Here is a 26272-nt window from a genome sequence, read left to right as displayed (position 1 = left end):
CAGCCTAGGTGACAGCGGGCCTCTCGGCGCCGTCGATCGGCAGGCACACCGTCGTCATGATCTTGTCCGCCAGCGTTTGACGCTTCGAATCCCACAGCGGGAAAAGGAAACCGATGAAGCAGATGACGGCGTCGACGAAGTGCGCCAGCGAGCGCACCACCGACATTCCGAAGCCGATGGGCCGGCCGGTGACTTCGCTGACCACGTGGAACTTGAGCACCGATTTGCCGACGCTCGAGCCGGTGGTGCCCTGACGGTAGCCGAAATTCCAGATCAGATAGAACAGCCCGATCATCGACGCCAGCCACTGCGCCACCATGCCGGCCGTCGAGTTCTGCGTGGCGCAGTACTGGTTGACGGCGTACTGCGTGACGTCGGTGATGCAGGCGGTCTGTTGGGTGGCGACCAGGATCGCGGTCCCGATGCCGTGCACGACGACGTACGGGAGGATGTCGATGATGAATGCCAGCGCCCGGGTGAGCCAGGGCGTGTAATCCTGCGTCGGCAGCGTGCGGATCGCCGGTCCGGGTGGTGGCGGCGCGTATCCCCCCGCCGAGGGTGGGGGCGGCGGGTAGGAACCGCCGGGCGGCGGCGGGGGCGGCGGGTAGGTCCCACCGGCGGCGGACTGCGGAGGCGGCGCGGTCTCCTGCCCGCCCGAGGGCGGCTGCTGACCACCCGAGGTGCCGGACGACGAGGGGGGTGACGGGTAAGCGCCGCCGGGCGGCGGTTGATCGGTCATGGGCAACCTTCCACTCGCGTCCAGCCGAACTAGGCCGAAACAGTACCCGAGCGCGTCGCGGCCGGGCGAGACGCGCGGCGTCGCGAATCACCGGCGCCCGGGCAGCCCCCGAGGCCTGTCGGAGAGGAAACCCAGCAAGTCATAGCGGGTGATCACCCCGACCGGTTTGCCTTCCTCGACCACCATCAACGCATCCCAATCGCGCAGCGCCTTGCCGGCCGCGCTGACGGACTCTCCGGCCCCGATCATCGGCAGCGGCGGGCTCATGTGCTGCGCGACCGCGTCCGCCAATTTCGCCCGGCCCTCGAAGACGGCCGAGAGCAGTTCGCGTTCGGAGACGCTGCCGGCCACCTCCCCCGCCATCACCGGGGGCTCGGCCCCCACCACCGGCATCTGGGACACGCCGTACTCGCGCAGGATGCCGATGGCGTCGCGCACGGTTTCGGACGGGTGGGTGTGCACCAGGTCGGGCAGCTCCCCGGACTTGCGGCGCAGTACGTCGCCGACCCTGGACTGGTCGGTCGAGCCGTCGAGGCGGCTGCGCAGGAACCCGTACGACGACATCCAGGCGTCGTTGAAGATCTTCGACATGTAGCCCCGCCCACCGTCGGGCAGCAACACCACCACGATCGAGTCGGGCCCGGCCTGCTCGGCGACCCTGAGCGCGGCGACCACCGCCATCCCGCACGACCCGCCGACCAGCATCGCCTCCTCGCGGGCCAGCCGCCGGGTCATGTCGAAGGAGTCGGAGTCGGAAACGGCGATGATCTCGTCGGGAATCGTGGGGTCGTATGCCTGCGGCCAGAAGTCCTCGCCGACGCCCTCCACGAGGTAGGGCCGGCCGGTGCCGCCGGAATACACCGATCCCTCGGGGTCTGCGCCGACGATGCGCACCGCGCCGCCGGACACCTCTTTGAGGTAGCGGCCCGCGCCGGTGATCGTTCCGCCGGTACCGATGCCGGCGACGAAGTGGGTGACCTTGCCGTCGGTGTCGGCCCAGACCTCGGGGCCGGTGGTGGCGTAGTGGCTGGCCGGGCCTTCCGGGTTGGCGTACTGGTCGGGCTTCCACGCGCCGTCGATCTCCGTGACCAGCCGATCGGAGACGCTGTAGTAGCTGTCCGGATGATCGGGCGGGACGGCCGTCGGGCAGACGACGACCTCGGCGCCGTAGGCCATCAACACGTTGCGCTTGTCCTCGCTGACCTTGTCGGGGCAGACGAACACGCACTTGTAGCCGCGGTGCTGGGCGACCAGGGCCAGCCCGACGCCGGTGTTGCCCGAGGTGGGTTCGACGATGGTGCCGCCGGGCCGAAGCTGCCCGCTGGCTTCGGCGGCGTCGATCATCTTGACCGCGATCCGGTCCTTCGAGCTGCCACCGGGATTGAGGTATTCGACCTTGGCCGCCACGATGCCGGCACCGTCGGGGACGACGGAGTTCAGACGCACCAGCGGTGTGCCGCCGATGAGGTCACTGATGTGCTGCGCGATCCGCATGCGTTCATCGTCTCAGGCGGTTTCGCGCGGCGCACAACCACACTCCGCGGAGTTTGCGCGCGCCTACTCGGTGGCTTCGCGGATGTAGTCGCCGATCTGCCGCAGCGAGCGGATGGCCTCGGGCACCATCGGCGCCGCGAGCTGAAAGTCGTGGACCTGTCCGGGCCATACCCGCACCTCGGCCGGCACGCCCACCGCGGCCAGCCGGCTCGCCGCCAGCCGCGCGTCGTGCAACAGCACCTCGGAGCCCGACACGTGGATCAGCGTGCGCGGCAATCCCGGCTTGATGTGGTCCAGCGGCTCGTAGATCTCTTCGGGCTTCCCGTCGACGATGTTCTTCTCGGCCGCGCCGGCCACCAGCTCGGCGAGCGCATCGAACGCCCCGGCGGTGAACATCGCATCCGTCTCGATGTTGGGGTGGGCCTGCTTGGGTTCCTTGGCCAGCTGCAGCAGCGGCGAGATTCCCACCAGCGCGGCGGGATCCTCGCCCTCCTCCTGCAGGCGTTGGGCCAGGGTGAGCGCCAGGTAGCCGCCCGCGGAGTCGCCGGCCAGCACGATCTGGTCCGGTTCGTATCCGCGCCGCCGTAGCCACCGGTACGCGTCATGGCAGTCGTCGATCGCCATTCCGACCGAATTCTTCGGCAGCAGACGGTAATTGACCACCAAGATCGGCGAGTCGGCGAACTTGGAGAGGGCTTCGACCAGCCGGCCATGCGAGTTCGCCCCACAGGTCAAAAAGGCACCGCCGTGCAGGTAGACGATCACGCGGCGGCTGCCGTCGGCGGGTAGCACCCCGGGAGCGCGAACCAGCTGCGCCGACGCGTGGGGCAGCTGCACCGCCTCGCGGACCGTGGCCGACGCCGGGATCAGGACCCGGGCCGTGAGATCGATGAGACCCCAGGGCCACGGCAGGTTGGGGACGTGGCTGCCGACGGACAGAATCGGCCGGATGGTCAGCCGCGAGGTGAGGTTCGCCAGTCGCGCGGCGACGCTGGGCCCCGATTCCAGGACCTCGACCGGGGCGCCGTCGCTGATCGCGAATTTGCGCGCCTGGGCTCGACGCGTTCGCAGGACGTCATGGGGCCGAACGGTATTTGCCGATAACCCCGATTCCTTACTAGGTGCGGTCATGCTCAACACTTCCTACGCCGTTGTAGTGCGATACAGCATGTGACGAGGAGCCCGAGCGTCTGGTTCAGCCGTTTGCCAGAGCGCTCAGCCAATCCCTTGTCTTCAGCTTGACAGGCGTTGCTTAGTACAACGTATGAAATAGCTGATTTGATACCAGTTTTGCTTCGCACCGTGATCAGTTCGTTTTCCAGCCGCACGCCGAGAACTCTTAAGTCGCACTAAACTTGATTGCGTGACCATGCGTGTGCCACGTCGTTCGGCAATCGCTCTGGCCACAGCAGGCGCGCTGGCCTCAACAGGAACCGCCTACCTGGGGGCGCGGAGCCTGTTGGTCGGCCAGGCCACGCACGCGCGCACGATCATTCCGAAAGCGTGGGACATCCCGCCCCGCGCCGACGGCGTGTACGTGCGCGGCGGCGGCCCGGTGGAACGCTGGCACCGCGGCATGGCGGTGGACCAGCACCTGATGATCTTCGGTGACTCGACCGCCACCGGATATGGCTGCATGAGCGCCGACGAAGTGCCCGGGGTGCTGATCGCCCGCGGCCTGGCCGAGCAGACCGGGAAGCGAATCCGGTTGAGCACCAAGGCGATCGTGGGCGCCACCTCGAAGGGCGTGTGCGGTCAGGTCGACGCGATGTTCGTGGCCGGCCCGCCGCCGGACATCGCGGTGATCATGGTCGGCGCCAACGACGTGACCGCGCTGAACGGCATCAGCCAGTCGGCGCAGCGGCTGGGGTTGACCGTGCGCAAGTTGCGCGCCCGCGGCGCCGTGGTGATCGTCGGCACCTGCCCGGACCTCGGATTCATCAGCGCCATCCCGCAGCCGTTGCGGTCGATCGCGCACGAGCGCTGCCTGCAGCTTGCCCGGGCCCAGACCGCGGCGGTCCGGTCGGCCGGCGGTGTGCCGGTGCCGCTGGCGCAGCTGATGGCGCCGCAATTCCGCGCCACCCCCGACGTGATGTTCTCCGCCGACGGGTTCCATCCCTCCGCACCCGCCTACGCGCTCGCGGCCGACGCGCTGCTGCTCGCCCTCTGCGACGCGCTGGGTGAGGAGGTCCAGCGGCCGCCGCTGACTCCGGCGGTGCCCGCGGCGGCACCGGTGCTCGGTCAGGGGCACACCCGCACCAGCGTGATGTCGCGGCTGTGGCGGCGCCCGACGCCCGGACCTGCCCCGTCTTCGTGCCCCGAGGTCGGCAGCGACTAGATTTGTTCTCGCCCGTCGCGGTGGACCTACCGCCCAACGGTGAAGCGAGCCAGCCCCATCTGTGGGATCTGCAGTGATCTGAAGGGAACCGCCATGCCTGAAGCCGTCATCGTCTCAACTGCTCGCTCGCCGATCGGCCGCGCGATGAAGGGGTCGCTGGTCAACATGCGCCCCGACGACCTGACCGTCCAGATCGTGCGCGCCGCCCTCGACAAGGTGCCCGCGCTGAATCCGCACCAGATCGACGACCTGATCCTGGGCTGCGGCCAGCCCGGCGGGGAATCCGGATTCAACCTGGCGCGGGTCATCGCGGTCGAGCTCGGCTTCGACTTCCTGCCTGGCACCACCGTCAACCGGTATTGCTCGTCGTCGCTGCAGACCTCGCGGATGGCCTTCCACGCGATCAAGGCCGGTGAGGGCGACGCCTTCATTTCCGCGGGTGTGGAAACCGTGTCGCGCTTCGCCAAGGGCAGCGCCGACTCGTGGCCGGACACCAAGAACTCGCTGTTCGATGAGGCCCAGGAGCGGTCGGCCGCCGCGGCCCAGGGCGCCGAGGAGTGGCACGACCCCCGCGCGGACGACAACATCCCCGACGTCTACATCGCCATGGGCCAGACGGCCGAAAACGTCGCGCTGCTGACCGGCATCAGCCGCGAAGACCAGGACCACTGGGGAGTGCGCAGCCAGAACCGCGCCGAGGAGGCGATCAAGAGCGGGTTCTTCGAGCGCGAGATCACCCCGGTGACCCTGCCCGACGGCACCACGGTGAGCACCGACGACGGCCCCCGCCCCGGCACCACCTACGAGAAGATCAGCCAGCTCAAGCCGGTGTTCCGGCCCAACGGCACGGTAACCGCGGGCAACGCGTGCCCGCTCAACGACGGCGCCGCCGCGGTGGTGATCACCAGCGACACGAAGGCCAAGGAACTGGGCCTGACTCCCCTGGCGCGCATCGTGTCCACCGGGGTCAGCGGCCTGTCCCCGGAGATCATGGGCCTCGGTCCGATCGAGGCGACCAAGAAGGCGCTGGCGCGCGCCAAGTTGTCGGTCAGCGACATCGACCTGTTCGAGATCAACGAGGCGTTCGCGGTCCAGGTGCTGGGTTCGGCGCGCGAGCTGGGCATCGACGAGGACAAGCTGAACGTCTCCGGCGGTGCGATCGCGCTGGGCCACCCGTTCGGCATGACGGGTGCCCGCATCGCCACCACGCTGCTCAACAACCTGCAGACCCATGACAAGACGTTCGGTCTGGAGACCATGTGCGTCGGCGGCGGCCAGGGCATGGCGATGGTGATCGAGCGGCTGAGCTAGGCCGTTCGCCGCGTCCAGTGTGAAGCTGCGGCGGCGACACGCCGCGTGTGCGCGCCATAGCTTCACACTCGACGCCCTCAGTGCACACGAAAAAACCGGCACGCCAAGCGGCGTGCCGGTTTTTCTCTGTGGCGGAGCTAGTCGTTCTGCAGGTAACTCAGCAGACGCAGGATCTCGATGTACAGCCAGACCAGCGTCACGGTCAGGCCGAGCGCGATGCCCCATGCCGCCTTCTCCGGCGCGCCGGCGCGGACCATCTGGTCGGCCGCGTCGAAGTCGATCAGGAAGCTGAACGCCGCGATCGCGATGCACACCAGCGAGAAGATGATCGCCACCGTGCCGCCGCTGCGCAGGCCCAGGCCGGTGCCGCCGTTGACGTGGAACATCGCCAGCACGAAGTTGCCGAGCATCAGGGCCAGCACGCCGAACATCGCGGCGACCAGCATGCGGGTGAACTTGGGCGTCACCCGGATGGCCCCCGTCTTGTAGACGACGAGCATCCCGAAGAACACCCCGAAGGTGCCCAGCACCGCCTCACCGATCAGCGCCCCGGCGTTGGCGTTCGACACCGAGAAGTTGGCGAAGACGAACGAGATGGCGCCCAGTACCAGACCCTCGAGCACCGCGTAACTCAACACGATGCCGGGGTTGTCCTGCTTGCGGCCGAAGGTGGCCACCAGCACCAGGGCCAGGCCGCCCAGTCCGCCGACCAGGGCCAGCGGCATGGCCAGCGCGACGTCGCGGGCGACCAGGAAGTAGGAGACCACGGCGGAGACCGCCAACACGGCCAGCGTGATGCCGGTCTTGGTGACGACGTCGTCGATGGTCAGCGGCCGCGAAGCTTTGGCCTCTTGATACGGAGCCTGATACGGAGCCGCGTAGGGGTCGGCCCCATAGCCATAGCCCTGCATCGGGGGCGCGCCAGTGCCGAATTGCGCGTATCCGCCCCTCTGCTTTGGCAGCGAACGAAATACCGGGTTGCTTGTCTCCCGCACCGTCGGATCCTCTCTAATTGGCTTCGAGCTGTGCGAACACAATCTCAACGATTGGCGTTGCACCCCGGTTCCCAGCGGACCTGGGCGTTTCGGGGGTGGATATGGCCTGCGCCGTTGTCGTCGCGTTAAAGATAACCCGTACCCGCGGGTACCGCGCCGGTCGTGACGATCTAGATTTCTTGCTCGGGGCTGGACCGGCGATGGGAGGCGAGGGCGTGACCGACGAATCCGATGAGGTTCTGACCCGAGTCGAGGGAAGCGTCGGCTTGATCACCCTCAACCGCCCCAAGGCCATCAACTCGCTGAATCAGCAGATGGTTGACGCGCTGAGCGCCATCCTCACCGGCTGGGCGGACGACGACGCCGTGGGCGCGGTCGTGCTTTCCGGCGCCGGCGAACGCGGACTGTGCGCCGGCGGCGACGTGGTCTCGATCTATCACAGCGCGCGCAAGGACGGGGTCGAGGCGCGACGCTTCTGGCGCGACGAGTATCTGCTCAACGCGCAGATCGCCGAGTTCCCCAAGCCGTACGTGGCCCTGATGGACGGCATCGTGATGGGAGGTGGCGTCGGCGTCAGCGCCCATGCGAACACCCGGGTGGTCACCGATACCTCCAAGATCGCCATGCCCGAGGTCGGCATCGGCTTCATCCCCGACGTCGGCGGCGTCTATCTGCTGTCGCGGGCCCCCGGCGGGCTGGGCCTGCACGCGGCGCTGACGGGGGCGCCGTTCTCCGGCGCCGACGCCATCGCCATGGGTTTTGCCGACCATTACGTCCCGCACGGGGACGTCGAGGCGTTCCGCCGCGCGGTGATCACCGACGGCGTCGGCAAGGCGCTCGAGAAGTACGCCGTCGAGCCGCCGCCCAGTGAGCTTGCCGCGCAACGAGACTGGATAGACGAATGCTTCGGTGGCGACACCGTCGAAGACATCATCGCCAGTCTGCGGGGGCACCGAAAAGACGGGGCCGGGCCGGCCAACGACGCGGCCGACCTGATCGCCACCCGCTCCCCGATCGCGCTGTCGGTGACCCTGGAGGCGGTGCGCCGCGCCGCCGAACTCGAGACACTCAAAGACGTTCTGACACAGGACTATCGGGTGTCCTCGGCGTCGCTTCGCTCACACGATCTGGTGGAGGGCATCCGCGCACAGCTCATCGACAAGGATCGCAACCCCAAGTGGTCACCGGCGCAGCTGTCCGCGGTCACCGCGGCCGACGTCGAGGCGTATTTCACCCCGGCCGACGACGACTTGAGCTTCTAGAAAGGCGGTTGTAGATGGCAGACGCAGACTACGAGACCATCCTCGTCGAACGCGAAGAGCGGGTCGGCATCATCACCCTGAACCGGCCGAAGGCCCTCAACGCGCTCAACACCCAGGTGATGAACGAAGTCACCCGCGCGGCAGCGGATTTCGACGACGACCCGGGCATCGGGGCGATCATCATCACCGGCTCGGCCAAGGCGTTCGCCGCCGGCGCGGACATCAAGGAGATGGCCGGGCTGACGTTCGCCGACGCCTTCGGCGCCGACTTCTTCGCCCCGTGGAGCAAGCTCGCCGCGGTCCGGACCCCGACCATCGCCGCGGTGGCCGGGCACGCACTAGGGGGCGGCTGCGAGCTCGCCATGATGTGCGACGTGCTGATCGCCGCCGACACGGCGAAATTCGGCCAGCCCGAGATCAAACTGGGTGTGCTGCCCGGCATGGGCGGCTCGCAGCGGCTGACCCGCGCAATCGGTAAGGCCAAGGCCATGGACCTCATCCTGACCGGCCGGACCATCGGCGCCGAGGAAGCAGAACGAAGCGGCCTGGTCTCGCGAGTGGTGCCGGCCGACGATCTGCTGACCGAGGCCAAGGCCGTCGCGACCACCATTGCGCAGATGTCGCGCTCGGCGGCCAGGATGGCCAAGGAGGCCGTCAACCGCGCTTTCGAGTCCACCCTGGCCGAGGGACTCCTGTACGAGCGCAGGCTGTTTCACTCGACTTTCGCAACCGAGGATCAGTCCGAAGGGATGGCGGCCTTTGTCGAGAAGCGCCCGCCGAACTTCACCCACCGCTAGGACGCCTGGATGAGCGAGCCGATTTCCGCGACACCCACCGAGGCGGAGCAGCCCGCGGCCGACGTCGCCGAGAAGGCCGAGCCGGACGTCGCACCGCAACGGGCACCCGCGCCACGAGCCGGGCGCGCGGCGCCCACCCTGCCCTGGACTGAAAGACCTTGGTGGGTAAGGCATTACACGTTTACCGGCACTGCGGTCGGCCTCATCTTCATCTGGCTTTCGCTGACCCCCTCGCTGCTCCCGCGCGGCCCGTCCTTCCAGGGGCTGGTCAGCGGACTCTCGGGCGCCATCGGCTATGGGCTGGGGGTCTTTTCGGTCTGGCTGGTGCGGTTCATGCGCGAGAAGGATCACAGCCCGCCGCCGCCTTCGTGGGCATGGAAGGTGCTGATCCCGATCGGCGTGGTGGGCCAGGTGCTGATGGCGATCTGGTTCCACGTGTGGCAGGACGACGTGCGCGACCTGATGGGCGTGGCGCATTTGCAGTGGTACGACTACCCGCTGGCGGGAGTCTTGTCGCTGGTGGTGCTGTTCACGGTGGTCGAACTGGGCCAGTTCACCCGCTGGCTGGTGCGCTTTCTGGTCGGTCAGGTGGACCGGTTCGTTCCGTTTCGGCTTTCGGCGACCATCGTGGTCGTCACGCTCGTGGTCATGACCGTCGCCGTGCTCAACGGTGTCGTGCTCAAGTTCGCCATGCGCACCATGAACGACACCTTCGCCTCGGCCAACGACGAGATGAGCCCCGACAGCGCCGCGCCGAAAACCCCGCTGCGCTCCGGTGGGCCCCAGTCGCTGGTGTCGTGGGAATCCCTTGGCCACCAAGGGCGCATCTTCATCGAGGGCGGACCGAAGCTCGCCGATCTGACCGCGTTCAACGGAACCCCCGCGGTCGAGCCGATCCGGGCCTACGCCGGGCTGGACTCGTCCAAGGGCATCACCGCGGCCGCGGAGCTGGCGGCCCGGGAACTGCAGCGCACCGGCGGCCTGCAGCGCGCCGTCGTCGCGGTGGGCACCACCACCGGCACCGGCTGGATCAACGAGGCGGAAGCCTCGGCGCTGGAGTACATGTACAACGGCAACACCGCGATCGTGAGCATGCAGTATTCGTTCCTGCCGAGTTGGCTGTCGTTCCTGGTGGACAAAGAGAACGCCCGGCACGCCGGACAGGCGCTCTTCGAGGCCGTCGACAAGCTGATCCGCCAAATGCCCGAGGCGCAGCGACCCAAGCTCGTCGTGTTCGGCGAGAGCCTGGGATCGTTCGGCGGCGAAGCGCCGTTTTTGAGTTTGAACAATGTGCTGGCGCGCACCGACGGGGCGTTGTTCAGCGGACCGACCTTCAAAAACACGATCTGGACCGATCTGACGTCGACGCGTGACAGCGGATCGCCGGAGTGGTTACCGATCTACCAGGATGGTCGGTTCGTCCGATTCGTCGCCCGCGCAAAGAATTTGACGCGCCCCAACGCGCCGTGGGATCACCCGCGGGTGGTGTATCTGCAGCACGCGTCGGATCCGATCGCCTGGTGGACGCCGGACCTGTTGTTCAGCAAGCCCGATTGGCTGAGCGAACCGCGCGGCTATGACGTGCTACCTCAGACGCGCTGGATTCCGGTGGTCACCTTCCTCCAGGTTTCGGCCGACATGGCCGTGGCGGTGGACGTACCCGACGGGCACGGCCACCGTTATGTCGCGGACGTCGCCGACGGCTGGGCGGCCGTGCTGCCACCGCCCGGCTGGACGCCGGACAAGACGGCGAAACTGCGTCCGTTACTGCACTCCGGCGACACGGGTTAGAGCCAGCGGCGGGCGGCGCCGCCGGTGTCCGCGAACACCGGATCGACAGCGCCCCCCGCCAGCTCGCTCAGCACGCCGGCCCCGGCCAGCGCGTGATAGCCGCCGATGACGTCGGTGGCGCGATGCAGGCCGATGTCCAGCAGCGCGGCCGCCGCCAAGCTGGACGTGTAGCCCTCCGAACACAGGATCACCCATTCGACGTCGTCGCCGACGGCCTCGGGCAGCTTGGCCTCGCTGGTGGGATCGCAGCGCCACTCCAGCACGTTGCGTTCGATCACCAGCGCCCCGGGCACCTCGCCCTCGCGAAAACGCTGGGCCTGCGGCCGAATGTCGACCAGCACAGCGCCGCGGCGCAGCGCGTCGGGCACCTCGACCGCGGGCAGGCGGCGAAACCGGCGCCGGGCGGACCTCAACACGACGTCGATGCGGCTCATAGCGATCCCTCCGGCTGGTCGGTCAGTTCGGTGCGCTCGCGCCGCAACGTCTTGCGGTCAGTGACCTCGTAGTACGACATCGCCGTCAAGGGCGGCGAGTAGGCGTGCACGCTCAGGGTCGGCCCTACCGCCGCGGCGCCGACGCCGGGCGCCTCCGCGACGGGCCGGGAAACGGGCACCGTGACCGGCCGGGGCGCCCAGACCACGTCGTGGACCCAGCCCAACGGGAACCCGGCCTGATCGCCTGCGTCGAGCCGACGGCGCCGCAACGCCCTTCCATCCCAACGGTATTCATTCAACGATCCGGACAGGACGGTCAATGCGCCCAGCGACCCACCGTGGTCGTGCAGTTCGGTCGGCTGCCCGGGCACCCAGCTGATCAGCCACACGTCGAGTTCCTCGTCGCCGTGGATGCGGGTGAACCAGCGCCGCGACTCGGGTATGCCGCCCTCCGGTAGCAGGTGGTCGCAGCGCCCGCTGAGCACATCGTCGGCGGCCCGGTCGGTCGCGTAAAGCAAATCGGGCACGCGCAGCCGGGTGGGACCGGAGGACGGGGCGGAAAGGGGCCGCGGGCGCGGGGCAGCGGCGGTAAAGACGGGCACAGACATCGGAGGGCTCCAGGACGGAAAACGGATGGGACAAGCGGCGGCGTGTTACGGCCGACAACACTCGCAAAATCCGAAGCGCTCCATCACGGCCGCCAGTGTTGCATAGATTGAGGGCGTGCGCTTCAGCGGCGATCGGTCCCGGCGGTGGTGTGTGGTTGTCGCCGCGGCCGGGGCGCTGGCCGTCGCGGGGTGCTCGCACGGTTCCCACAGCGGTGCCCCCTCGGGGCCGCCGACGCGGCAATCCGGCAATCCCAACGGCCCGCGCTCGGCGCCGCCGGGCTCAGTCGGGCTGTCCCCCGCCGGCGTGACGACCAGGGTCGACGTCCCCGCCGACTCGACCGAGGAGGAGTACTACCAGGCCTGTCACGCCGCGCACGAGTGGATGGACGCGCAACCCAAGACCGGCGCGTCGCTGTTCGAGCCGTATCTGTCGATGGTCCAGGCGTCGCCGTCGGGCACCGCGGGCAGCTGGAATGCGCCGTGGTCGACGTTGACGCCGGCGCGGCAGGCCGCTGTGATCGTCGCCGCGCGGGCGGCCGCGAACGACGAATGCGGGTAGCGGCGCGTCCCGGCAATTCTTCGCCGCCGCGCAATTGCGATCACGGGTGAAAAAAGTGCCCGCGCCGCCCGCCGGGCAACGTCGTCCGCGCAAAATGGAGGGGTGCCTGACGAGACTCCGCGTCGATCCGAACCGACCCGGGTGGCACTCGCGCTCGGCAGCGGTGGCGCCCGCGGCTACGCCCACATCGGGGTGATCGAAGCCCTGACGGCGCGCGGCTACGACATCGTCGGCGTCTCCGGCTCGTCGATGGGCGCCCTGGTCGGCGGCCTGCAGGCGGCCGGGCGGCTCCACGAGTTTGCCGACTGGGCGAAGTCGCTGACCCAGCGCACCATCCTGCGGCTGCTGGACCCGTCCATCAGCGCGGCCGGCGTGATGCGGGCGGGCAAGATCTTGGACGCGGTGCGCGACATCCTGGGGCCGGTCGCCATCGAAGAACTGCCCGTCCCCTACACGGCGGTGGCGACCGACCTGCTGGCGGGCAAGTCGGTGTGGTTTCAGCGCGGCCCGCTCGACGAGGCGATCCGGGCGTCCATCGCGATCCCCGGCGTGATCGCACCCCACGCTGTCGACGGTCGGCTACTCGCCGACGGGGGCATTCTGGATCCGCTGCCGATGGCCCCGCTCGCCGCGGTCAACGCCGACCTGACCATCGCGGTGAGCCTGTCCGGCAGCGAGACGATCGCCAACCGCGAGCCGGAACCCGGCGCCACCATCGAGTGGTTGACCCGCATGGTGCGCAGCACCTCCGCGCTGCTCGACACCGCCGCCGCCCGTTCGCTGCTCGATCGGCCGACCGCCCGGGCGGTGCTGAGCAGATTGGGCGGGCCGGCCGGCGAACCGGACGACTGGTCGGACACCCCGGACGACGAGCAGCCGGTTGACGACGCCGCCGAACTGCCCGGTGTGGGCACCGAGGTGCCGAAACTGGGCAGCTTCGAGGTGATGAACCGGACCATCGACATCGCCCAGGCCGCGCTGGCGCGCCACACGCTGGCGGTCTACCCGCCCGACCTGCACATCGAGGTGCCGCGGTCGACGTGCCGGGCCCTGGAATTCCACCGGGCCGTGGAGGTGATTGCCGTCGGCCGCGCGCTGGCGGACGAGGCGCTGGACGCACTGGAAGTCGAGGACGACCAGGACGTCCCACCCGCGATCCAGCGCTGAGCACTCTCAACTCGGTTGTGCGCCAGGCACTTTCATAGCCCCAGGAAGTGGGCGATGGCCGCGGTCTCGCGGCGGCCCTGCGCGCGCCCGGCCACCGCCGACGGGATGCGGCAGCCCGGATCCAGGGCGTTGGGCCCGAAGGCGGCCAGCGATTGGCCGTCGGCGAAGACGGCGAAGGCGGCGCCGGGGAACGCCGAGACCTCGGCGGCCGGCCCGGCACCGAACGGCGACGGCGCATCGACGCCCGCGGGCACCAGCACCACCGCGGTGTCGCAGTCGGTGGCCACCGCGAGGTTGACGGAGCTGGCGACCCCGCCGTCCATGTAGTGGCGGCCGCCGATCGTCACCGGCGGCCACGCCCCGGGCACCGCGCAGCTGGCCGCGACGGCATCGACCAGGTCGACACCGGAGTCGCCGTCGAACACGGTCAGCTCGCCGGTTTCGACGTCGATCGCGGTGAGCCGCAAGTCGCGATCCGGCCAGCGGTGCGACGGCAGGCGACGCGCGATCACGTCCCGGCGCACCGGCGCGGGAACGGTTTTGGTCGCCAGCGCCACGGCCCCGATCCGCTGCATCTGTTGGCGTGTTTTGTCCAGTGTCTCCTCGTACGGCTCGCCCAGAGCCGTCAGGAACAGTTCGGTGATGGTCTCGATGTCGACCCCGGAATCGATCTCTGCCGACGACTCGGCGACCTGGCGGTCGAACAGCTCGTCCAGTGTGCGGCCGCTGCTCAGCTGCGCCGCGACGGCCGAGCCCGCGGACGTCCCCACCAAAACGTCCGACTCGCCCAACAGCCGGGCCACCGTCGGCGACTCGTCGGCGATGCCCCGCAGAACACCTGTCTCCCAGGCGATTCCCGCTATCCCACCGCCGGCAAGCACCAACGCGCGTTTGGTTGTCATGCCGTTCACCTTGCCAGCACGGATCACGCCAGCTGCCGGGTGTTCGGCAGGGCGTGCTGCGATTCCTCCACCGGCGAGCTCAGGTCCTCGCGGCGCAGCAGATGTTCGGGCGGGTCGGGCAGGATCATGCTGCGGTGGATTTGCAGATTCGCATCGACATGGAAGAGTTCGCCGGCCGGCAGCAGCCGCCAGCGCGGCTCGTCGTCCATCACCTCGGTGGCGAACACCACCGACGGCCGCTCACACAGATGCTCCGACCTGGCGTGAATCCTCTTGGTGCACAAGTCGAATTCGGGATCGCGCGAACCCCTATCGCCGGATCGATCCAGAATGTAGAGCTGATGGGTCTCCGGGTATCGCAGCGCCCACATGTCGGTGGCGGTGCTCAGCAATACGTTGACCGCATAGATCGGAGCGTGCTCGGCGAGCCATCGCATGGCGTCGGTGAGGCCGGCCGTGATGTCGCCGTCGCGCGCCCGGATCGCGCCGGTGATCAACGCGAAGACGCGCTCGGAGTCGGTGTCGCCCAACACCAGATCGTCGGTGCCGACCTCACGCAGGCGCTCGTCGATGATGTCCAATCCCTCGAGGACGCCGTTGTGCGCGAAGATCCGCCCGTCCTGCAGGAACGGGTGGGTGTTATGGATGTCGAGCGATCCGGTGGTCGCGTAGCGGACGTGGGCGATGACGGTCGTGCCGGTCATCCGGTGCGCCTCGGTCGCGAATTCGGCGTCCTGCCAGGCAGCTATCGGCTCCTTGTATACGTGCGGCCGGCCGTGCTCGTCGAAGACGCCCAGGCCGGTGCCGTCCGGATTTCTTCTGCTCTGTTCGGCCAGGCTGTCCGGCGCATCCAGCAGCCAAAAGGTCGCGGTGCAGGCGTGGGTCCCGGCGTGTACGCCAAAGAGTCGGCACATGGCTTTCCACGCTAGCGCTCGACGATCAACCCGTCAGCAAGGCAGACAGGTGACGCAGCGCGCGCCGCGCGTAACCCTTCCACATCATTCCCAGCAGCGGCAGCGCCCGGGCCGTCAGCGCCGAGCGCGGGTGGATGTCCCAGCGCCAGGTGATAGCGGTACCACCCGATGCGGGTGTGAAGATCCATTCGCCCAGGATGTGGTCGACCAGCATGGCCATCGGGCCGGTGATTTCGGAGAGCCGGTAGCCGAACGACCGTGGCGGGTCGACGCTGGTCAGTTCCTCGCGCATGCTGGCGCCGCCGGCCAGATGCACGACGCGGGTCTGGCCCGCCGCGTCCCAAGCGCCGGTCTGTTCGCGCACTTCCCTGATCGGGGGGAACGGTCCGTACCAGCGGTGAAAAAGGGTCGGGAGCGGAATCGGCAGCGTCCGGTCAAACGCGTGCCGTACCTCGACCGGGGCCACCACGGATTGGTCGACGACGAGCGAATGTGCCACCGGGGTCCAGCCTTTCAAGCTCAGCGCGCCTCGATCACCTGGTATTCGTCCGCGGCGTATCGCGACCGAATGCTTTTCTTGTCGTACTTGCCGACGCTGGTGCGGGGAATCTCGTCGATGAAGGTCCACCGTTCGGGCAGCCACCATCGAACGACCTTGTCGGCCAAGAAGTTTCGCAGCTCGTCGGCGCCCACCGATGCGCCCTCTTTGGCAACGATGACCGCGAGCGGCCGTTCCTCCCAGCGCTCGTCGGGAACGCCGACGACGGCGGCCTCGAGCACGTCCGGGTGGCCGATCAAGAGGTTTTCCAACTCGACCGAGGAGATCCATTCCCCACCGGATTTGATGACGTCCTTGGCGCGGTCGGTCAGGGTGACGAATCCGCGCTCGTCGATGCGGCCGACGTCGCCGGTGCGTAGCCAGCCGGAGTCGAACTTCGACTCGTCGCGGCCCAGGTAGTACGAGCCGGCGATCCACGGCCCGCGCACCTCGACCTCACCGACGGCGTTGCCGTCATTGGGCAGCACCTGCCCCTCGTCGTCGACGATGCGCATCTCCACCCCGCAGACCGGCTGGCCCTGCGTCCCGCGATAGGACCAGTGCTGATCCGCACTGGTACCCGGTGGGGGCCACGCCATGGTGGCCAGCGGCGACGTCTCCGTCATGCCCCACAGCTGACGGATCTGCACGTCGTGCTTTTCCTCGAAAGTGCGCATCAGCGAAATCGGGACGGCCGAGCCGCCGCAGACCACCAACCGCAACGAGGACAGGTCGTGGTCGGGCTCGTCCTCGAGGTGGTGCAAAACGCCGTTCCAGATGGTCGGCACCGCGCCGGTCACGGTGGGCTTCAAGTCCTCGATCATCCGGACCAGCGACGGCGGATCGAGGTGGCAATCCGGCAACACCAAATCGGCGCCGGCCATCAGCGCCGCATACGGCAGCCCCCAGGCGTTGGCGTGGAACATCGGCACCACGGGCAGCACGCTGTCGGTCGACCCGACGCCGATGCCGTTGGTGGTACACGCGCCCATGGTGTGCAGATAGCTCGAACGGTGGCTGTAGACAACGCCTTTCGGGTTCCCGGTGGTGCCGCTGGTGTAACACATCGCGGCCGCGGAGTTCTCGTCGATGTGTGGCCAGTCGAACTCGGTGGACTCGGCGCCGAGGACCTCGGCATAGCGCAGCACGGTCTTACCGGACCCCTGCAGCGGGTCGGTGTCGTCGCCGACGACGATCACGGTGTGCACCGTCTCCAGGTCGGGCAGCACGGGTGCGAGCAGTTTGACCAGCGCGGCGTCGACCAGCACCACCTGGTCCTCGGCCTCGTTGGCGACGAAGGCGATCTGCTCGGGGAACAGCCGGATGTTGAGCGTATGCAGGACGGCACCCATCGACGGCAATGTCAGGTATGCGGTGAGGTGCTCGGCGTTGTTCCACATGAAGGTGCCCACCCGCTGATCACCCGTGATGCCCAGCCGGCGCAGGCCGTTCGCCAGTTGCGCGGCCTGCTGGCCGAGCTCCCGGTAGGTCGTGCTCCGGTAGCCATCCCCAGTGGCTGTCGTGACGGTCCGCTCCCCGTGCACCGTGCAGCCGTGACGCATGATCGCGGTGATGGTCAACGGAAAGTCCTGCATCGTGCCGTCCACTGAGCTACCGCCTTACTCTCGGCGCGGCACCGCATGTGCCGCCGGCCGCCTCTACCCTAAGCCTGAAATCGGCGCGCGTGGCAGCACCTGAGGAGACTGCTGGTCGACTGCGTGGATCCCGTTCGGCCGGGGCAGCTTTGGGCCTAGGCATTGCCGCACCCTCGCACCGAACGCACACGGTTCACACCCGGCGCGCCGGGCCCGCCCCTGCGGCGGGGCTAGGCCAGGACGGGCTCCCACTCCGGAAGTTCCGGCAGCCAGCCGGCAATCGACAGGTCCGGGTGGTACGCCCCGCGGTGGGTCTGCGTCGGTGTCGCGGAGGCGATCCGCGCCGCGGTGACCACACCGGAGTGGTCGGCGACATAGAGATGGCCGCCGTCGGGGCTTTCGACCACGCACGACGGGTTCTTGGACAGCGTGACCTCGCCGACGACATCCTGCTGGCGGGTGCTCAGCACCGTGATGCGGTCGTCGCTGACCAGGTAGGCGCGCGCGCCGTCACGACTGAGCGTCATCCGGGTGAGGGGGCCGGTGATCTCCGGGACCTTGTGAGTGCCGACGATTTTGTTGGACCGGGTGTCGACCACATCGAGCACCGCGCCCGCGACCGGATCGCAGCTCGCGACGTACGCCGTGCCGCCGTCGGTGCTCAACGCCACATCGCGGACGGGCACACCGAGATCGACGACGCCGACGATGCGCGACCGTCCGCCGACCCGGCGATTGTCGGACCGCGTCCGGGTCTCGATCATGGCCAGACTGCCGCCGGTCGGGGCGTTCATGCCGACGTAGAGCCGGCGTCCGTCGGCGCTGATCCGCACGCATGCGGTGGTGGCGCCCGGCGCGGTCGCCAGGTCGATGACCTCGAGCTCGCCGGTGGTGGTGTCCAGCACCGTCACATCGGCGCCGCGAACCGCGTTCCGGCTGGCGTAGAGATAATTTCCGTCCGGGCTCACCGCCAGGCCGCTCACGCTGTTCGCGAGCTGGTGTGTGGCGATGCGCCAGCTCGTGACGACGTCGATGACGTCGATGGCGTCATAGCCGGGGGTCGCGGTGCTGACGTAGGCATAGTTGGAGTCCGCACTGCTCATGGCGACCGCGAACGGTTCGGCCAATTCGGTCACGATGCTCGAGACGCGACACGTGTGGGCGTCGACGACCGAAACCACGTCGCGGGCGTAATTCGTGACGACCAGCCTGCGCCCGTCGGGGCTGATGTCGAGATCGCTGATCGGACCGTTGTGCAACGGGACTCGCCTCACCGAAGTGGTGTCGAGCTCGAAGACTCGCCGGTCTCGATCGCCGTGCGCGGCCGTTGGGCCGTTCACATCGTTCACGCTGGCACCGCCTTTGCTGTGTGTTTCGGCGCGGAGGCGAAGCCGCCGATACGTGTGCGACGGACTGGCCTTCCGGAATCACCGGCTTTCAGCACCGAAAGGCGCTGACGAGACTGGTTTTCGGTAGTCTACTGGCCAAAAATCGCCCCACCGCGGTTCGAAGTGCTCGACGTTAGCTACGTCACTCCGCGTACTCAGGTTCTGCTCAGACTTCCAATCGAGCTGTACCGCAGTCGCTTACCCGTAGCGAAAGTCAGGCAAACGCGCTTCCGGCGGATTTCGCCCGCGCCGCTAACAGCCCACGTGAGGGCGATATCGGTACAGAAGTACGGAATTCTCAGGTTTGTCGGCCGACGAGGGATAGATCACACCGCTCGACGCTAGCTGAACTGCGTCTGCGGCCGCGCGAGCCTCACCCCGTCGACGGTGATGTCGACCTTCTCGTTGTAAAACGCGATGAGACCGGCGATCTGTCCGACCGCCGGAAGCGGATAGTGATAGGTCCACGCCAGGTCCGCCCGCAAGTCTTGCTCATCGGCGGATCCCACTCGCACCGACCAATACGCTGACGTCACTCCCTTGTAGGGACACAACGTCTGCGTCACGCTGGGTTCCAGGTGCTCGAAGGCGACATCGGCCGGATCGATGTAATACCTTGTCGGCAAACCTGTTTCGAATAGCAGAACGGGACAACTGGTGTCGGCCAAGGTGATTCCGCCGAGTTCCACTACGACGTGCCGGTGCGAACGCAGGGCGTCGACGCGCGAATAAGGGTTGCGTGGGTGACCGTAAATCGGCTCATCTTCTTCGAACCAGCGCAACGGATTCCACTCGAATCGCACCGTACCGGCCAGCGGGCCGTCGCCGTCGGCGTCGAACACCCGCGCCGCGGCCTCGTACGTCTGGCCGGCGCCGATCAGGGAGTACAACCGCGACGGGCCGAATTGCACCTTCTGGGCGTGGTTTTCGTCGCGCAGGAACTCCGAGCGGACGTCGTCGAGCGGGATGTAGTACTGCGGGTAATACGGGACTTCCCACACGTACCGCGCGGAGGTGGTGTCGAACACCAGGGCATCGCCGAGATAACCACGGACCCGGCGCGGGGCGGGTTCGATCCTGCCCCGCTCGGCGGCCATCTGCGGGTAGTCGGTCATCGCGTGGCCTATTGGTTCTTGGAGGCCAGCCCGGCGGGTGCGTGACCGATGGCCTTCCGGATGGCGTCGGCCAGCGCGAGCGCGCTCTCCTCGGTCAATTCCAGGGCCACCCGCGCCGACGGGCCGAGCTGCGGATTGATCACGTCGATGTTGACGGTGTGACCGTAGGGCGCGTGCACCGGATGGTCGACGTATACCGTCGCGCGGTCGGCGCCGAACCATCCCGTCGCGCCCTTGCCGCTGCCGTCGATCTCGACATGTTCGGTGAGATAGGTGCACATGGCGCGTGCCTAGCCTTTCAGGTAGGTGGCGAAGAACTCGTCGATGCGCCGCCAGCCGTCCACCGCGGCCTCCGGCCGGTACGCCGGCCGGTCGACCGAGAAGAACGAATGACCCGCGCCCTCGTAGGAGTGGAATTCGTGCGGCTTGTCCACCTTGTTGAGCTCGGCATCCAGCGTGGCCACCGCAGCGGGGGCCGGGAAGCGGTCATCGAGTCCGAACAAGCCGAGCAGCGGACAGCTGAGACTGGCGGCCAGATCCAGGATCGGCTTCATCACCTTGGGCATGCCCTCGGGCGGGTCCTCGACGATGAACGCCCCGTAGCAGTCCACCGCCGCGTCGAAGGGCAGCGAGCAGGCCGCCAGATAGGCGTGGCGTCCGCCCGAGCAGTGCCCGATGACACCGAACTTGCCGTTGGCGCCGGCCAACGAGCGCAGGTGCTCGACCGCGCCCGCGACGTCGCCGACCAATCGTTCGTCGGGCACTCCGCCCGCCGCCCGCGCCGCGGCGGCCGCGTCATCGGGCGCGGCACCCGGCGCTTCCCGCGAGTAGAGGTTGGGCGCCACCGCGTTGTAGCCGCTGACGGCGAGGCGGCGGACGAACTCCTTGGTCTCCCGGTCATATCCGGGCATGTGGTGGATCCACACCACGCCGCCCCGCGAGCCCGGTGCCAACGGCACGGCTTGGTACGCCTCGATCTCGTCGCCGCCGTGGCCGGCGATGGTGATGGTTTCTGCGCGGATGGCGTCCGCGCTGAATGCGTTCATCACGACTCCTCGTCTCCGCTCCGATGGCACTCCCGCGCCACCCGGATGCGGAGCGCCGCTGCAGTCGGTCCGCTCCGCCGAGAACCAACGTAGCGCGCCGCGGGTTTTCAGTGCCGCTTGTCGCGCACCTTGTAGGTCGAGGGCCACGACTTTCGGGACTCGTCTCCGGTCAGCGGAGTCCCCATCCCGCCGACCTTGACGGCGTAGGCCTCCTTGCCGGGCCCGACCTCACGGTTGGCGTGCTCCTGGGCCAGGAAGTAGAGCTCATCGATGGTGGCTTCGTCGTAGGCGACAAACGAGGTCTCCCGCGCGACGTCGTCGATGCCGACGAGCAATCGGTCGGGCAGCAGCCGCGACGCCACCGCCGCGAGCCCGAGCAGCCCGAAGGGAATGATCCAGTAGCAGAGAAACGACAGTGGGGTCTTCGTGTCCAGCATCCAGGCCGCGGTGGTCCCGGTAGGGCTTTGCGCGACCGACGGGATGACCGACGACACCGTCATCCCGGCGAAAGTTGCGACCCACAGCCAACTGAGGATCTTGACGACCCGGCCGAACAGCTCGGTTTTGACGACGTCGGGAGCTTGTTCAGCCGCGGCGAACTCGGCCACGAAGGGCTTGCCAACCAGCACCCCGAGGAGCGTCACCAGCAAGATCCCGGCGTTGCTCAGCGGCAGGATCCACCGCTGCAGGAACGACTCGCTGAGCGTGAAGGCCAGGACGGCGAGAATCAAAAGCACTGCGACGGAAGCAAAATCGAAGAACTGCCATTTCCTGCCCACCGCACCCCCCACGCCCAGGCTGGCGGCGGCGATGGCCAGGGCGACCAGCACGGCCGCGACGAACGGAACGTTACCGACGAGCACCCAATACACGATCCACGGCGCGAGGCCGAACAGCATCCCCATGCTGCGTCAGTGTATGAGTGGCGCTTTGCGGCGCCGTCGGCGGCTAACCCAAAGTATTGGTCCGCGCGCCGAACACGGCGGCCGGTGGTGGCACGCAGGACTTTCAAAAACCTTGCGCCGCAACCTAACCCGGGTCTACGCGGGGGCCGGCGTGTTGAGCGCCATCGCCAGGAAGTCGAGCCGCCACAACGAGCGGAACAGTGCCAGCCCGAATTCCTGCACGCGCTCTCCATCTTGCGGTCTGACGTCGCCGCGCCGCGCCACGCAGTCGATGATTTCTGTGATCGTGCGACGGCCGTCGACGTGCTGAACGAAGGGCAACTGGGCCGGGTTGAGTTTCAGCGTCGCGCCGGGCAGGTGGATCGTCTCGCCGGACAGCAGGCACGCGGTGCGCAGCAGCGGGACGTAGTCGAGGCAAGCCGGCGCCGAGAAGTCGACCGCATAACCCGCTTTCGGGCGTTCGGGGCGGCAGGCGAGGAAGAAGTGGGTGGCGTTCGCCGGCTGCAGCCGCTCCATCACCGACCACAGTGTGGTGTCGGGCAGCTGGTTGACGAGCGACTGGAATTGGCTCGCCGGCGCGACGAAGTCGTGCGGGTAATACGGCGCGTTGCGCAGCCAGCCCTGAAACGCCAGCCCGGCCGACGCGACCAGGTCCAGGCATTCGTCGACGGTGTAGCTGCGTTGGCGGGCATGCAAGAAGGTGTCAACAACGGCACCCTCGGACATCAGGTCGCGGGCAGCCTGCAGGTAGGAGCGGACCGGATGGTCGGAAGGTAGCGTCGCGATCGCCTGGACGACCAATTGCACCGACGCGGCGTCCTGGGACAGCCCCAGGTCGCGGAACGCCGATTCGAGCATGTCGACGCCGATTCGGCCGTACTTCGCGTAGAGCATGACGCCCAGGGCCCCGTCCCGGCGCAGACGTTGGCCGAGCGCCGTGAGCCCGGCCAGCGGATCGGCCATATGGTGCAGGACGCCGCTGCAGACGATGAGGTCGAAGTCGCGGGAGAGCGCCGAGACCTCTTCGATCGGAAGCAGATGCAGTTCCAGGTTGTCCAGACCGTGCTTGTCTTTCAGCTGCCGATGGTGATTCAGCGCAGACTGGCTGACGTCGATCGCGACGACTCTGGCGCCGCGGTTCATGTAGGCCAGCAGGGCCGCCTGGAAGGTGCCGCATCCGGCAACGAGAATGTCCAAGTCCGCTTTGTAGTCCCGATCGGGCCACAGCATCCGGTGGGACCAATAGGGGTCGAACCAATCCCAGTGATTAGACGTCCACGCCGCGAGATCGGTTACCGGAGGCGGATATTCCCACCGATCGTATTGACGGCTGACACCGTCGACCCGCGCATCCTCGGTCACTTCGGCGCTTGCTCCTTCGCGGTGGCGGATCGCCCAACGGTACGACGAACTTACTGCGCCCGCCGATTCTGTGCGCGCGATGACGCACCGCGAAACTCAGTTCATCGCAAACGACATCGCCTGGTGCGGGTACGTGTTTGTGCGCTTGCGCTGCGCGGGTCGGGGATGAGCGTTTTGAGCCGTCGCTGTTCGGGTAAACGACGGCACGATTGTGACCGCAGGGGCACGGAGTTAGCAGGGCGAATGGACACCCGCGTGTTGCTCGCCGGCCGTTATGAAGTGCGCGGCAGGCTGGGTCGTGGTGGCATGGCCGAGGTTTGCGACGGCTGGGATACCCGATTGCGCCGACCGGTCGCGATCAAGCTGATGCATCCGGACGTGAGCGCCCAGAGCGGCATGCGGAACCGGTTTGATGCGGAGGCCCGCGCGGCCGCGGCGCTCAACCATCCGAATATCGTCGCGATCTACGACACCGGCGAGCACGACGGCAGGCCGTTCATCGTGATGGAACGGTTGCCCGGCGGAACCCTGGCTGACGAGGTGCGCCAGGGCCCACTCTCGCAGCAGCGGGTCCACGCATTGCTCGACAGCGTCCTGGCGGCGCTGACTGAAGCACACCGCGCCGCCATCCTGCATCGCGACATCAAGCCCGGAAACATTCTGCTTGCCGCGGGCGGCGAAACCATGAAGGTTGCAGACTTCGGGATTGCCAAGACTCCGGAAGCCACCAAGACGCTCACCGGCCAGATCCTCGGCACCATCGCCTATCTGAGCCCCGAGCGACTCGCCGGAGCACCTGCGTGCGTGGCTGACGATCTGTATGCGGTCGGCGTGGTGGGCTACGAAGCACTCGCCGGGCACCGCCCGTTCCCACAGGAGAATATGGCGGCGCTGGCCGGGGCCATTCTGCACGGACGCCCGCCGCGGCTGGCCGGGCTGCGACCCGACGTCGAACCCAGCCTGGTCACGCTGATCGAACGCGCGATGGCGCACGACCCACGACAGCGGTTCGGTAGTGCCGAGGAGATGCGCGCCGAGCTGCACCACGGTCGCAACGCGGCCGCAGCCATGCCGGTCGCGGCGCCACCCTATCCGGCCACCAAGCTGCTGGAAGTGCCGGTAGCCGGCCGGCCCACGAACACTTTCTTCCCGGCGCTGGTCGATTCGACGACGAGCCGCAGGAGAAAGTTGCTGGGCATCATGGCGGTCGTGGCGGTACTGATCCTGGTGCCGCTCGCCCTCGCGCTTGACGCGTCGTCCTCGCACGCACCCCAGGAGCCCGCCACCACCAGCACGCCGGCGCCGGTCCCTGTCAATAGCGCCGCGCCACCGCCTTCCCCGCCCCCGCAACAGCCGCCGGTCCCCGCCTTGCACGGCCCCGGCAAAGGGCACGGCAAGGGAAACGGCGGCAACCGGGGAGATTAGGGCGACCACGCGTAGCAGAGCGGCCGCGCGGTTCCCGGCAAACTTGGTGCCCCCAGTCGGACTCGAACCGACACTGGGCGGATTTTAAGTCCGCTGCCTCTGCCAATTGGGCTATGGGGGCCCGGCGGCGAATCTAGCGCGCCGCCGCCGAATTCAGGGCATCGCATCCCGCTCGAATCGCCACAAATTCGCAAGATGCATTCGGGATGAGTCTGGGCTAGGATCCGCGCCCGCCCGCCTTAACGGTGGCTTTCCGTCAGATGACAGATGACGCCGCTATGTCATCCGGCAAGGCCGTGTTAAAACTGCCGGCTCCATCGTTAAAAAGCCGTAAACGGCTGTCAACCTGGCCCTTTAGGCCGGGAACGTGGACGTGTGGCTCGTTAGTGTTACGCCAACGCACAGGGGCCGTTACGCAAACACACAGGTCGACCAGCACATGTGGTCGGCTCGTTCCAGCTTAGGAGCAACCGTGGCTTTTCTGACAACACAGACCGAAGAGATGCTCGCCGCCGAGGGGCTGCTCTCGGGCATCAACACGAATCTGGCGGCGCAGAACGCGGGCGCCGCGGCGGCGACGACGGTCATCGCGCCCGCCGCAGCAGACCCGGTGTCGGTTCAGCAAGCGGCAATCTTCTCGGCGTACGGCACCCAGTACCAAACGATCGCCGCGGAGGCGCAGACCCTTCTGCAGAATTACGCGCAAACCCTCGGCATCAGCTCCGGCAGCTACGGGGACACCGAAGCCATCAACGCCGCCCAGGCCACGCTTTCGAGTGCCGCATCTCCTCTCGCTGCCGCTGCGGCCACACCCTCGAACACTCCGCTGGACTTCCTCTCCTACCTGCTCGGCAGCACCGGCAACGGCACCAATCCGAACATGCTCGGCGGGATCTTCGGCCTTTCGAGTAACGGCGCCAACATCCTGAACATCGGCGCCGGTAACTGGGCGTCTGCGGGGTCGGACCTGCTAGGTCTGGCCGGTGGCGGTCTGCTCGACACCTCTGCGGCCGACGCCGCCGGTTCGGCCGCCGACGCGGCGGGCCTCGCCGACTCGACAGCGCCGATGGCGCCCATGGCTGGCGGCGGCATGGCAGGCCTGGGCGCGCCGATGGCCGCAGCAGGACAGGCCACCATGGTCGGCAAATTGTCGGTGCCGCCGACCTGGGCCGGCTCGGCCACCCCGGTCGTCGGCACCAGCGCTGCGCCGCTGGAGACGGTGGGCTGGACTGCCGCCGCACCGCAGGCCGGCGCGGGGACCATCATCCCCGGGATGCCCGGGATGGGCGCGGCCGCGCGCAACAGCGCCGGCTTCGGCGCGCCGCGCTACGGCGTCAAACCGATCGTCATGCCGAAAGCGGCGACCGTCTAAGCAGCGAGCACGGTTAAGCGAAGCAGTTTCCGAACGGATAAAGGGAGCGAGAAGACAAATGGTTTTTGATTTTGCCGCCATGCCGCCAGAGCTGACCTCCACGCTCGTCTACACCGGTCCGGGCGCGGCGCCGCTCATGGCGGCCGCGGCGGCGTACGCCAACCTGGCCGCGGAGGTGAGCTCGACGGCGACCCAGTGGGAGTCGATCATCTCGC

The 26272-nt window shown here is 68.0% G+C and carries 26 protein-coding genes and 1 tRNA gene; 10 read left to right on the top strand and 17 right to left on the bottom strand.

Annotated features, from left to right (window positions below):
- Positions 1 to 4 precede the first annotated feature (4 nt).
- From AC5Y4T_RS16670 to AC5Y4T_RS16660, 3 genes are all read right to left on the bottom strand, one after another.
- Positions 5 to 739, bottom strand: a complete 735-nt coding sequence (locus AC5Y4T_RS16670) for an RDD family protein (protein WP_499918364.1) — start codon at positions 737 to 739, stop codon at positions 5 to 7.
- 87 nt (positions 740 to 826) lie between these two features.
- On the bottom strand, positions 827 to 2233 hold the full coding sequence (locus tag AC5Y4T_RS16665) for a cystathionine beta-synthase (protein WP_499954358.1): 1407 nt from the start codon (positions 2231 to 2233) through the stop codon (positions 827 to 829).
- A 63-nt stretch (positions 2234 to 2296) separates the two neighbouring features.
- Positions 2297 to 3364, bottom strand: a complete 1068-nt coding sequence (locus tag AC5Y4T_RS16660; RefSeq protein ID WP_499954356.1) for an alpha/beta hydrolase fold domain-containing protein — start codon at positions 3362 to 3364, stop codon at positions 2297 to 2299.
- Positions 3365 to 3608: 244 nt separating this feature from the next.
- Between AC5Y4T_RS16660 and AC5Y4T_RS16655 the strand changes: the two genes are divergently transcribed.
- Together AC5Y4T_RS16655 and AC5Y4T_RS16650 are read left to right on the top strand one after the other, a co-directional pair.
- Positions 3609 to 4571 carry an SGNH/GDSL hydrolase family protein gene (locus tag AC5Y4T_RS16655; protein WP_499954470.1) on the top strand — a complete coding sequence of 321 codons (963 nt, stop codon included), beginning with the start codon at positions 3609 to 3611 and terminating at the stop codon, positions 4569 to 4571.
- 93 nt (positions 4572 to 4664) lie between these two features.
- A complete protein-coding gene (locus AC5Y4T_RS16650) occupies positions 4665 to 5882 on the top strand; it encodes an acetyl-CoA C-acetyltransferase (RefSeq protein WP_499918367.1) in 1218 nt (405 codons plus the stop codon).
- A 137-nt stretch (positions 5883 to 6019) separates the two neighbouring features.
- Here the strand turns inward: AC5Y4T_RS16650 and AC5Y4T_RS16645 are convergent, their stop codons facing one another.
- The gene (locus tag AC5Y4T_RS16645) at positions 6020 to 6877 is read right to left on the bottom strand and encodes a Bax inhibitor-1/YccA family protein (protein WP_499918368.1); all 858 of its coding nucleotides are present in this window, start codon (positions 6875 to 6877) and stop codon (positions 6020 to 6022) included.
- Between the two features lie 215 nt (positions 6878 to 7092).
- Between AC5Y4T_RS16645 and AC5Y4T_RS16640 the strand changes: the two genes are divergently transcribed.
- The 3 genes from AC5Y4T_RS16640 to AC5Y4T_RS16630 are packed head-to-tail and all read left to right on the top strand — an operon-like array spanning position 7093 to position 10727.
- Positions 7093 to 8139, top strand: a complete 1047-nt coding sequence (locus tag AC5Y4T_RS16640) for an enoyl-CoA hydratase/isomerase family protein (RefSeq protein ID WP_499918369.1) — start codon at positions 7093 to 7095, stop codon at positions 8137 to 8139.
- A gap of 14 nt (positions 8140 to 8153) precedes the next feature.
- On the top strand, positions 8154 to 8936 hold the full coding sequence (locus tag AC5Y4T_RS16635) for an enoyl-CoA hydratase (protein ID WP_499918370.1): 783 nt from the start codon (positions 8154 to 8156) through the stop codon (positions 8934 to 8936).
- A 9-nt stretch (positions 8937 to 8945) separates the two neighbouring features.
- A complete protein-coding gene (locus AC5Y4T_RS16630; protein ID WP_499918372.1) occupies positions 8946 to 10727 on the top strand; it encodes an alpha/beta hydrolase in 1782 nt (593 codons plus the stop codon).
- Here the strand turns inward: AC5Y4T_RS16630 and AC5Y4T_RS16625 are convergent.
- Together AC5Y4T_RS16625 and AC5Y4T_RS16620 are read right to left on the bottom strand one after the other, a co-directional pair.
- Entirely contained in the window at positions 10724 to 11161 is a 438-nt protein-coding gene (locus AC5Y4T_RS16625) for a rhodanese-like domain-containing protein (RefSeq protein ID WP_499918373.1), read from the bottom strand. The genes AC5Y4T_RS16630 and AC5Y4T_RS16625 overlap by 4 nt on opposite strands.
- Entirely contained in the window at positions 11158 to 11769 is a 612-nt protein-coding gene (locus AC5Y4T_RS16620; RefSeq protein ID WP_499950519.1) for a cupin domain-containing protein, read from the bottom strand. The genes AC5Y4T_RS16625 and AC5Y4T_RS16620 overlap by 4 nt, the downstream gene beginning before the upstream one ends.
- A gap of 115 nt (positions 11770 to 11884) precedes the next feature.
- Here AC5Y4T_RS16620 and AC5Y4T_RS16615 point away from each other — a divergent pair, with 115 nt between their 5' ends.
- Both AC5Y4T_RS16615 and AC5Y4T_RS16610 read left to right on the top strand, forming a co-directional pair.
- On the top strand, positions 11885 to 12328 hold the full coding sequence (locus AC5Y4T_RS16615) for a lipoprotein LpqV (RefSeq protein ID WP_499954354.1): 444 nt from the start codon (positions 11885 to 11887) through the stop codon (positions 12326 to 12328).
- Between the two features lie 102 nt (positions 12329 to 12430).
- On the top strand, positions 12431 to 13495 hold the full coding sequence (locus AC5Y4T_RS16610) for a patatin-like phospholipase family protein (RefSeq protein WP_499954352.1): 1065 nt from the start codon (positions 12431 to 12433) through the stop codon (positions 13493 to 13495).
- A 32-nt stretch (positions 13496 to 13527) separates the two neighbouring features.
- Here AC5Y4T_RS16610 and AC5Y4T_RS16605 read toward each other — a convergent pair whose 3' ends face one another.
- The 10 genes from AC5Y4T_RS16605 to AC5Y4T_RS16560 form a co-directional block, all read right to left on the bottom strand.
- Positions 13528 to 14397, bottom strand: a complete 870-nt coding sequence (locus AC5Y4T_RS16605) for a patatin-like phospholipase family protein (RefSeq protein WP_499954350.1) — start codon at positions 14395 to 14397, stop codon at positions 13528 to 13530.
- A 23-nt stretch (positions 14398 to 14420) separates the two neighbouring features.
- Positions 14421 to 15311 carry a class II glutamine amidotransferase gene (locus tag AC5Y4T_RS16600; protein ID WP_499950517.1) on the bottom strand — a complete coding sequence of 297 codons (891 nt, stop codon included), beginning with the start codon at positions 15309 to 15311 and terminating at the stop codon, positions 14421 to 14423.
- Positions 15312 to 15336: 25 nt separating this feature from the next.
- Positions 15337 to 15810 carry an SRPBCC family protein gene (locus AC5Y4T_RS16595; protein WP_499918381.1) on the bottom strand — a complete coding sequence of 158 codons (474 nt, stop codon included), beginning with the start codon at positions 15808 to 15810 and terminating at the stop codon, positions 15337 to 15339.
- A gap of 20 nt (positions 15811 to 15830) precedes the next feature.
- Entirely contained in the window at positions 15831 to 17456 is a 1626-nt protein-coding gene (locus AC5Y4T_RS16590) for a long-chain fatty acid--CoA ligase (RefSeq protein WP_499954348.1), read from the bottom strand.
- Between the two features lie 218 nt (positions 17457 to 17674).
- Positions 17675 to 18793 (bottom strand): WD40 repeat domain-containing protein, encoded by a 1119-nt coding sequence (locus AC5Y4T_RS16585; RefSeq protein ID WP_499954346.1) that lies wholly within the window; start codon positions 18791 to 18793, stop codon positions 17675 to 17677.
- Positions 18794 to 19173: 380 nt separating this feature from the next.
- Complete coding sequence (locus AC5Y4T_RS16580; RefSeq protein ID WP_499950514.1) at positions 19174 to 19947, bottom strand: DUF427 domain-containing protein; 774 nt, start codon at positions 19945 to 19947, stop codon at positions 19174 to 19176.
- Between the two features lie 8 nt (positions 19948 to 19955).
- Positions 19956 to 20228, bottom strand: coding sequence for a DUF6295 family protein (locus AC5Y4T_RS16575; RefSeq protein WP_499918385.1), 273 nt, complete (start codon positions 20226 to 20228; stop codon positions 19956 to 19958).
- A 9-nt stretch (positions 20229 to 20237) separates the two neighbouring features.
- Entirely contained in the window at positions 20238 to 20993 is a 756-nt protein-coding gene (locus AC5Y4T_RS16570) for a dienelactone hydrolase family protein (protein WP_499950513.1), read from the bottom strand.
- Between the two features lie 107 nt (positions 20994 to 21100).
- Entirely contained in the window at positions 21101 to 21898 is a 798-nt protein-coding gene (locus AC5Y4T_RS16565) for a hypothetical protein (protein WP_499954344.1), read from the bottom strand.
- Between the two features lie 135 nt (positions 21899 to 22033).
- The gene (locus AC5Y4T_RS16560; protein WP_499954342.1) at positions 22034 to 23260 is read right to left on the bottom strand and encodes a methyltransferase; all 1227 of its coding nucleotides are present in this window, start codon (positions 23258 to 23260) and stop codon (positions 22034 to 22036) included.
- A 243-nt stretch (positions 23261 to 23503) separates the two neighbouring features.
- Between AC5Y4T_RS16560 and AC5Y4T_RS16555 the strand changes: the two genes are divergently transcribed.
- The gene (locus tag AC5Y4T_RS16555; RefSeq protein ID WP_499954340.1) at positions 23504 to 24685 is read left to right on the top strand and encodes a serine/threonine-protein kinase; all 1182 of its coding nucleotides are present in this window, start codon (positions 23504 to 23506) and stop codon (positions 24683 to 24685) included.
- Positions 24686 to 24729: 44 nt separating this feature from the next.
- On the opposite strand, the gene AC5Y4T_RS16550 is transcribed toward AC5Y4T_RS16555, so the two are convergent.
- A tRNA-Leu gene (locus AC5Y4T_RS16550) sits at positions 24730 to 24806 on the bottom strand.
- 351 nt (positions 24807 to 25157) lie between these two features.
- On the opposite strand from AC5Y4T_RS16550, the gene AC5Y4T_RS16545 reads away from it, so the two are divergent.
- A complete protein-coding gene (locus AC5Y4T_RS16545; protein ID WP_499918393.1) occupies positions 25158 to 26057 on the top strand; it encodes a PPE family protein, SVP subgroup in 900 nt (299 codons plus the stop codon).
- A gap of 58 nt (positions 26058 to 26115) precedes the next feature.
- Positions 26116 to 26272, top strand: a 157-nt coding sequence (locus AC5Y4T_RS16540) for a PPE domain-containing protein (protein ID WP_499954468.1), incomplete at its 3' end; no start/stop codon positions are given.

The sequence above is a fragment of the Mycobacterium sp. NGS11 genome (assembly GCF_059813315.1).
The sequence above is the reverse complement of the archived record's forward strand: the minus strand, read 5'-3'. Positions and strand labels throughout refer to the sequence as shown.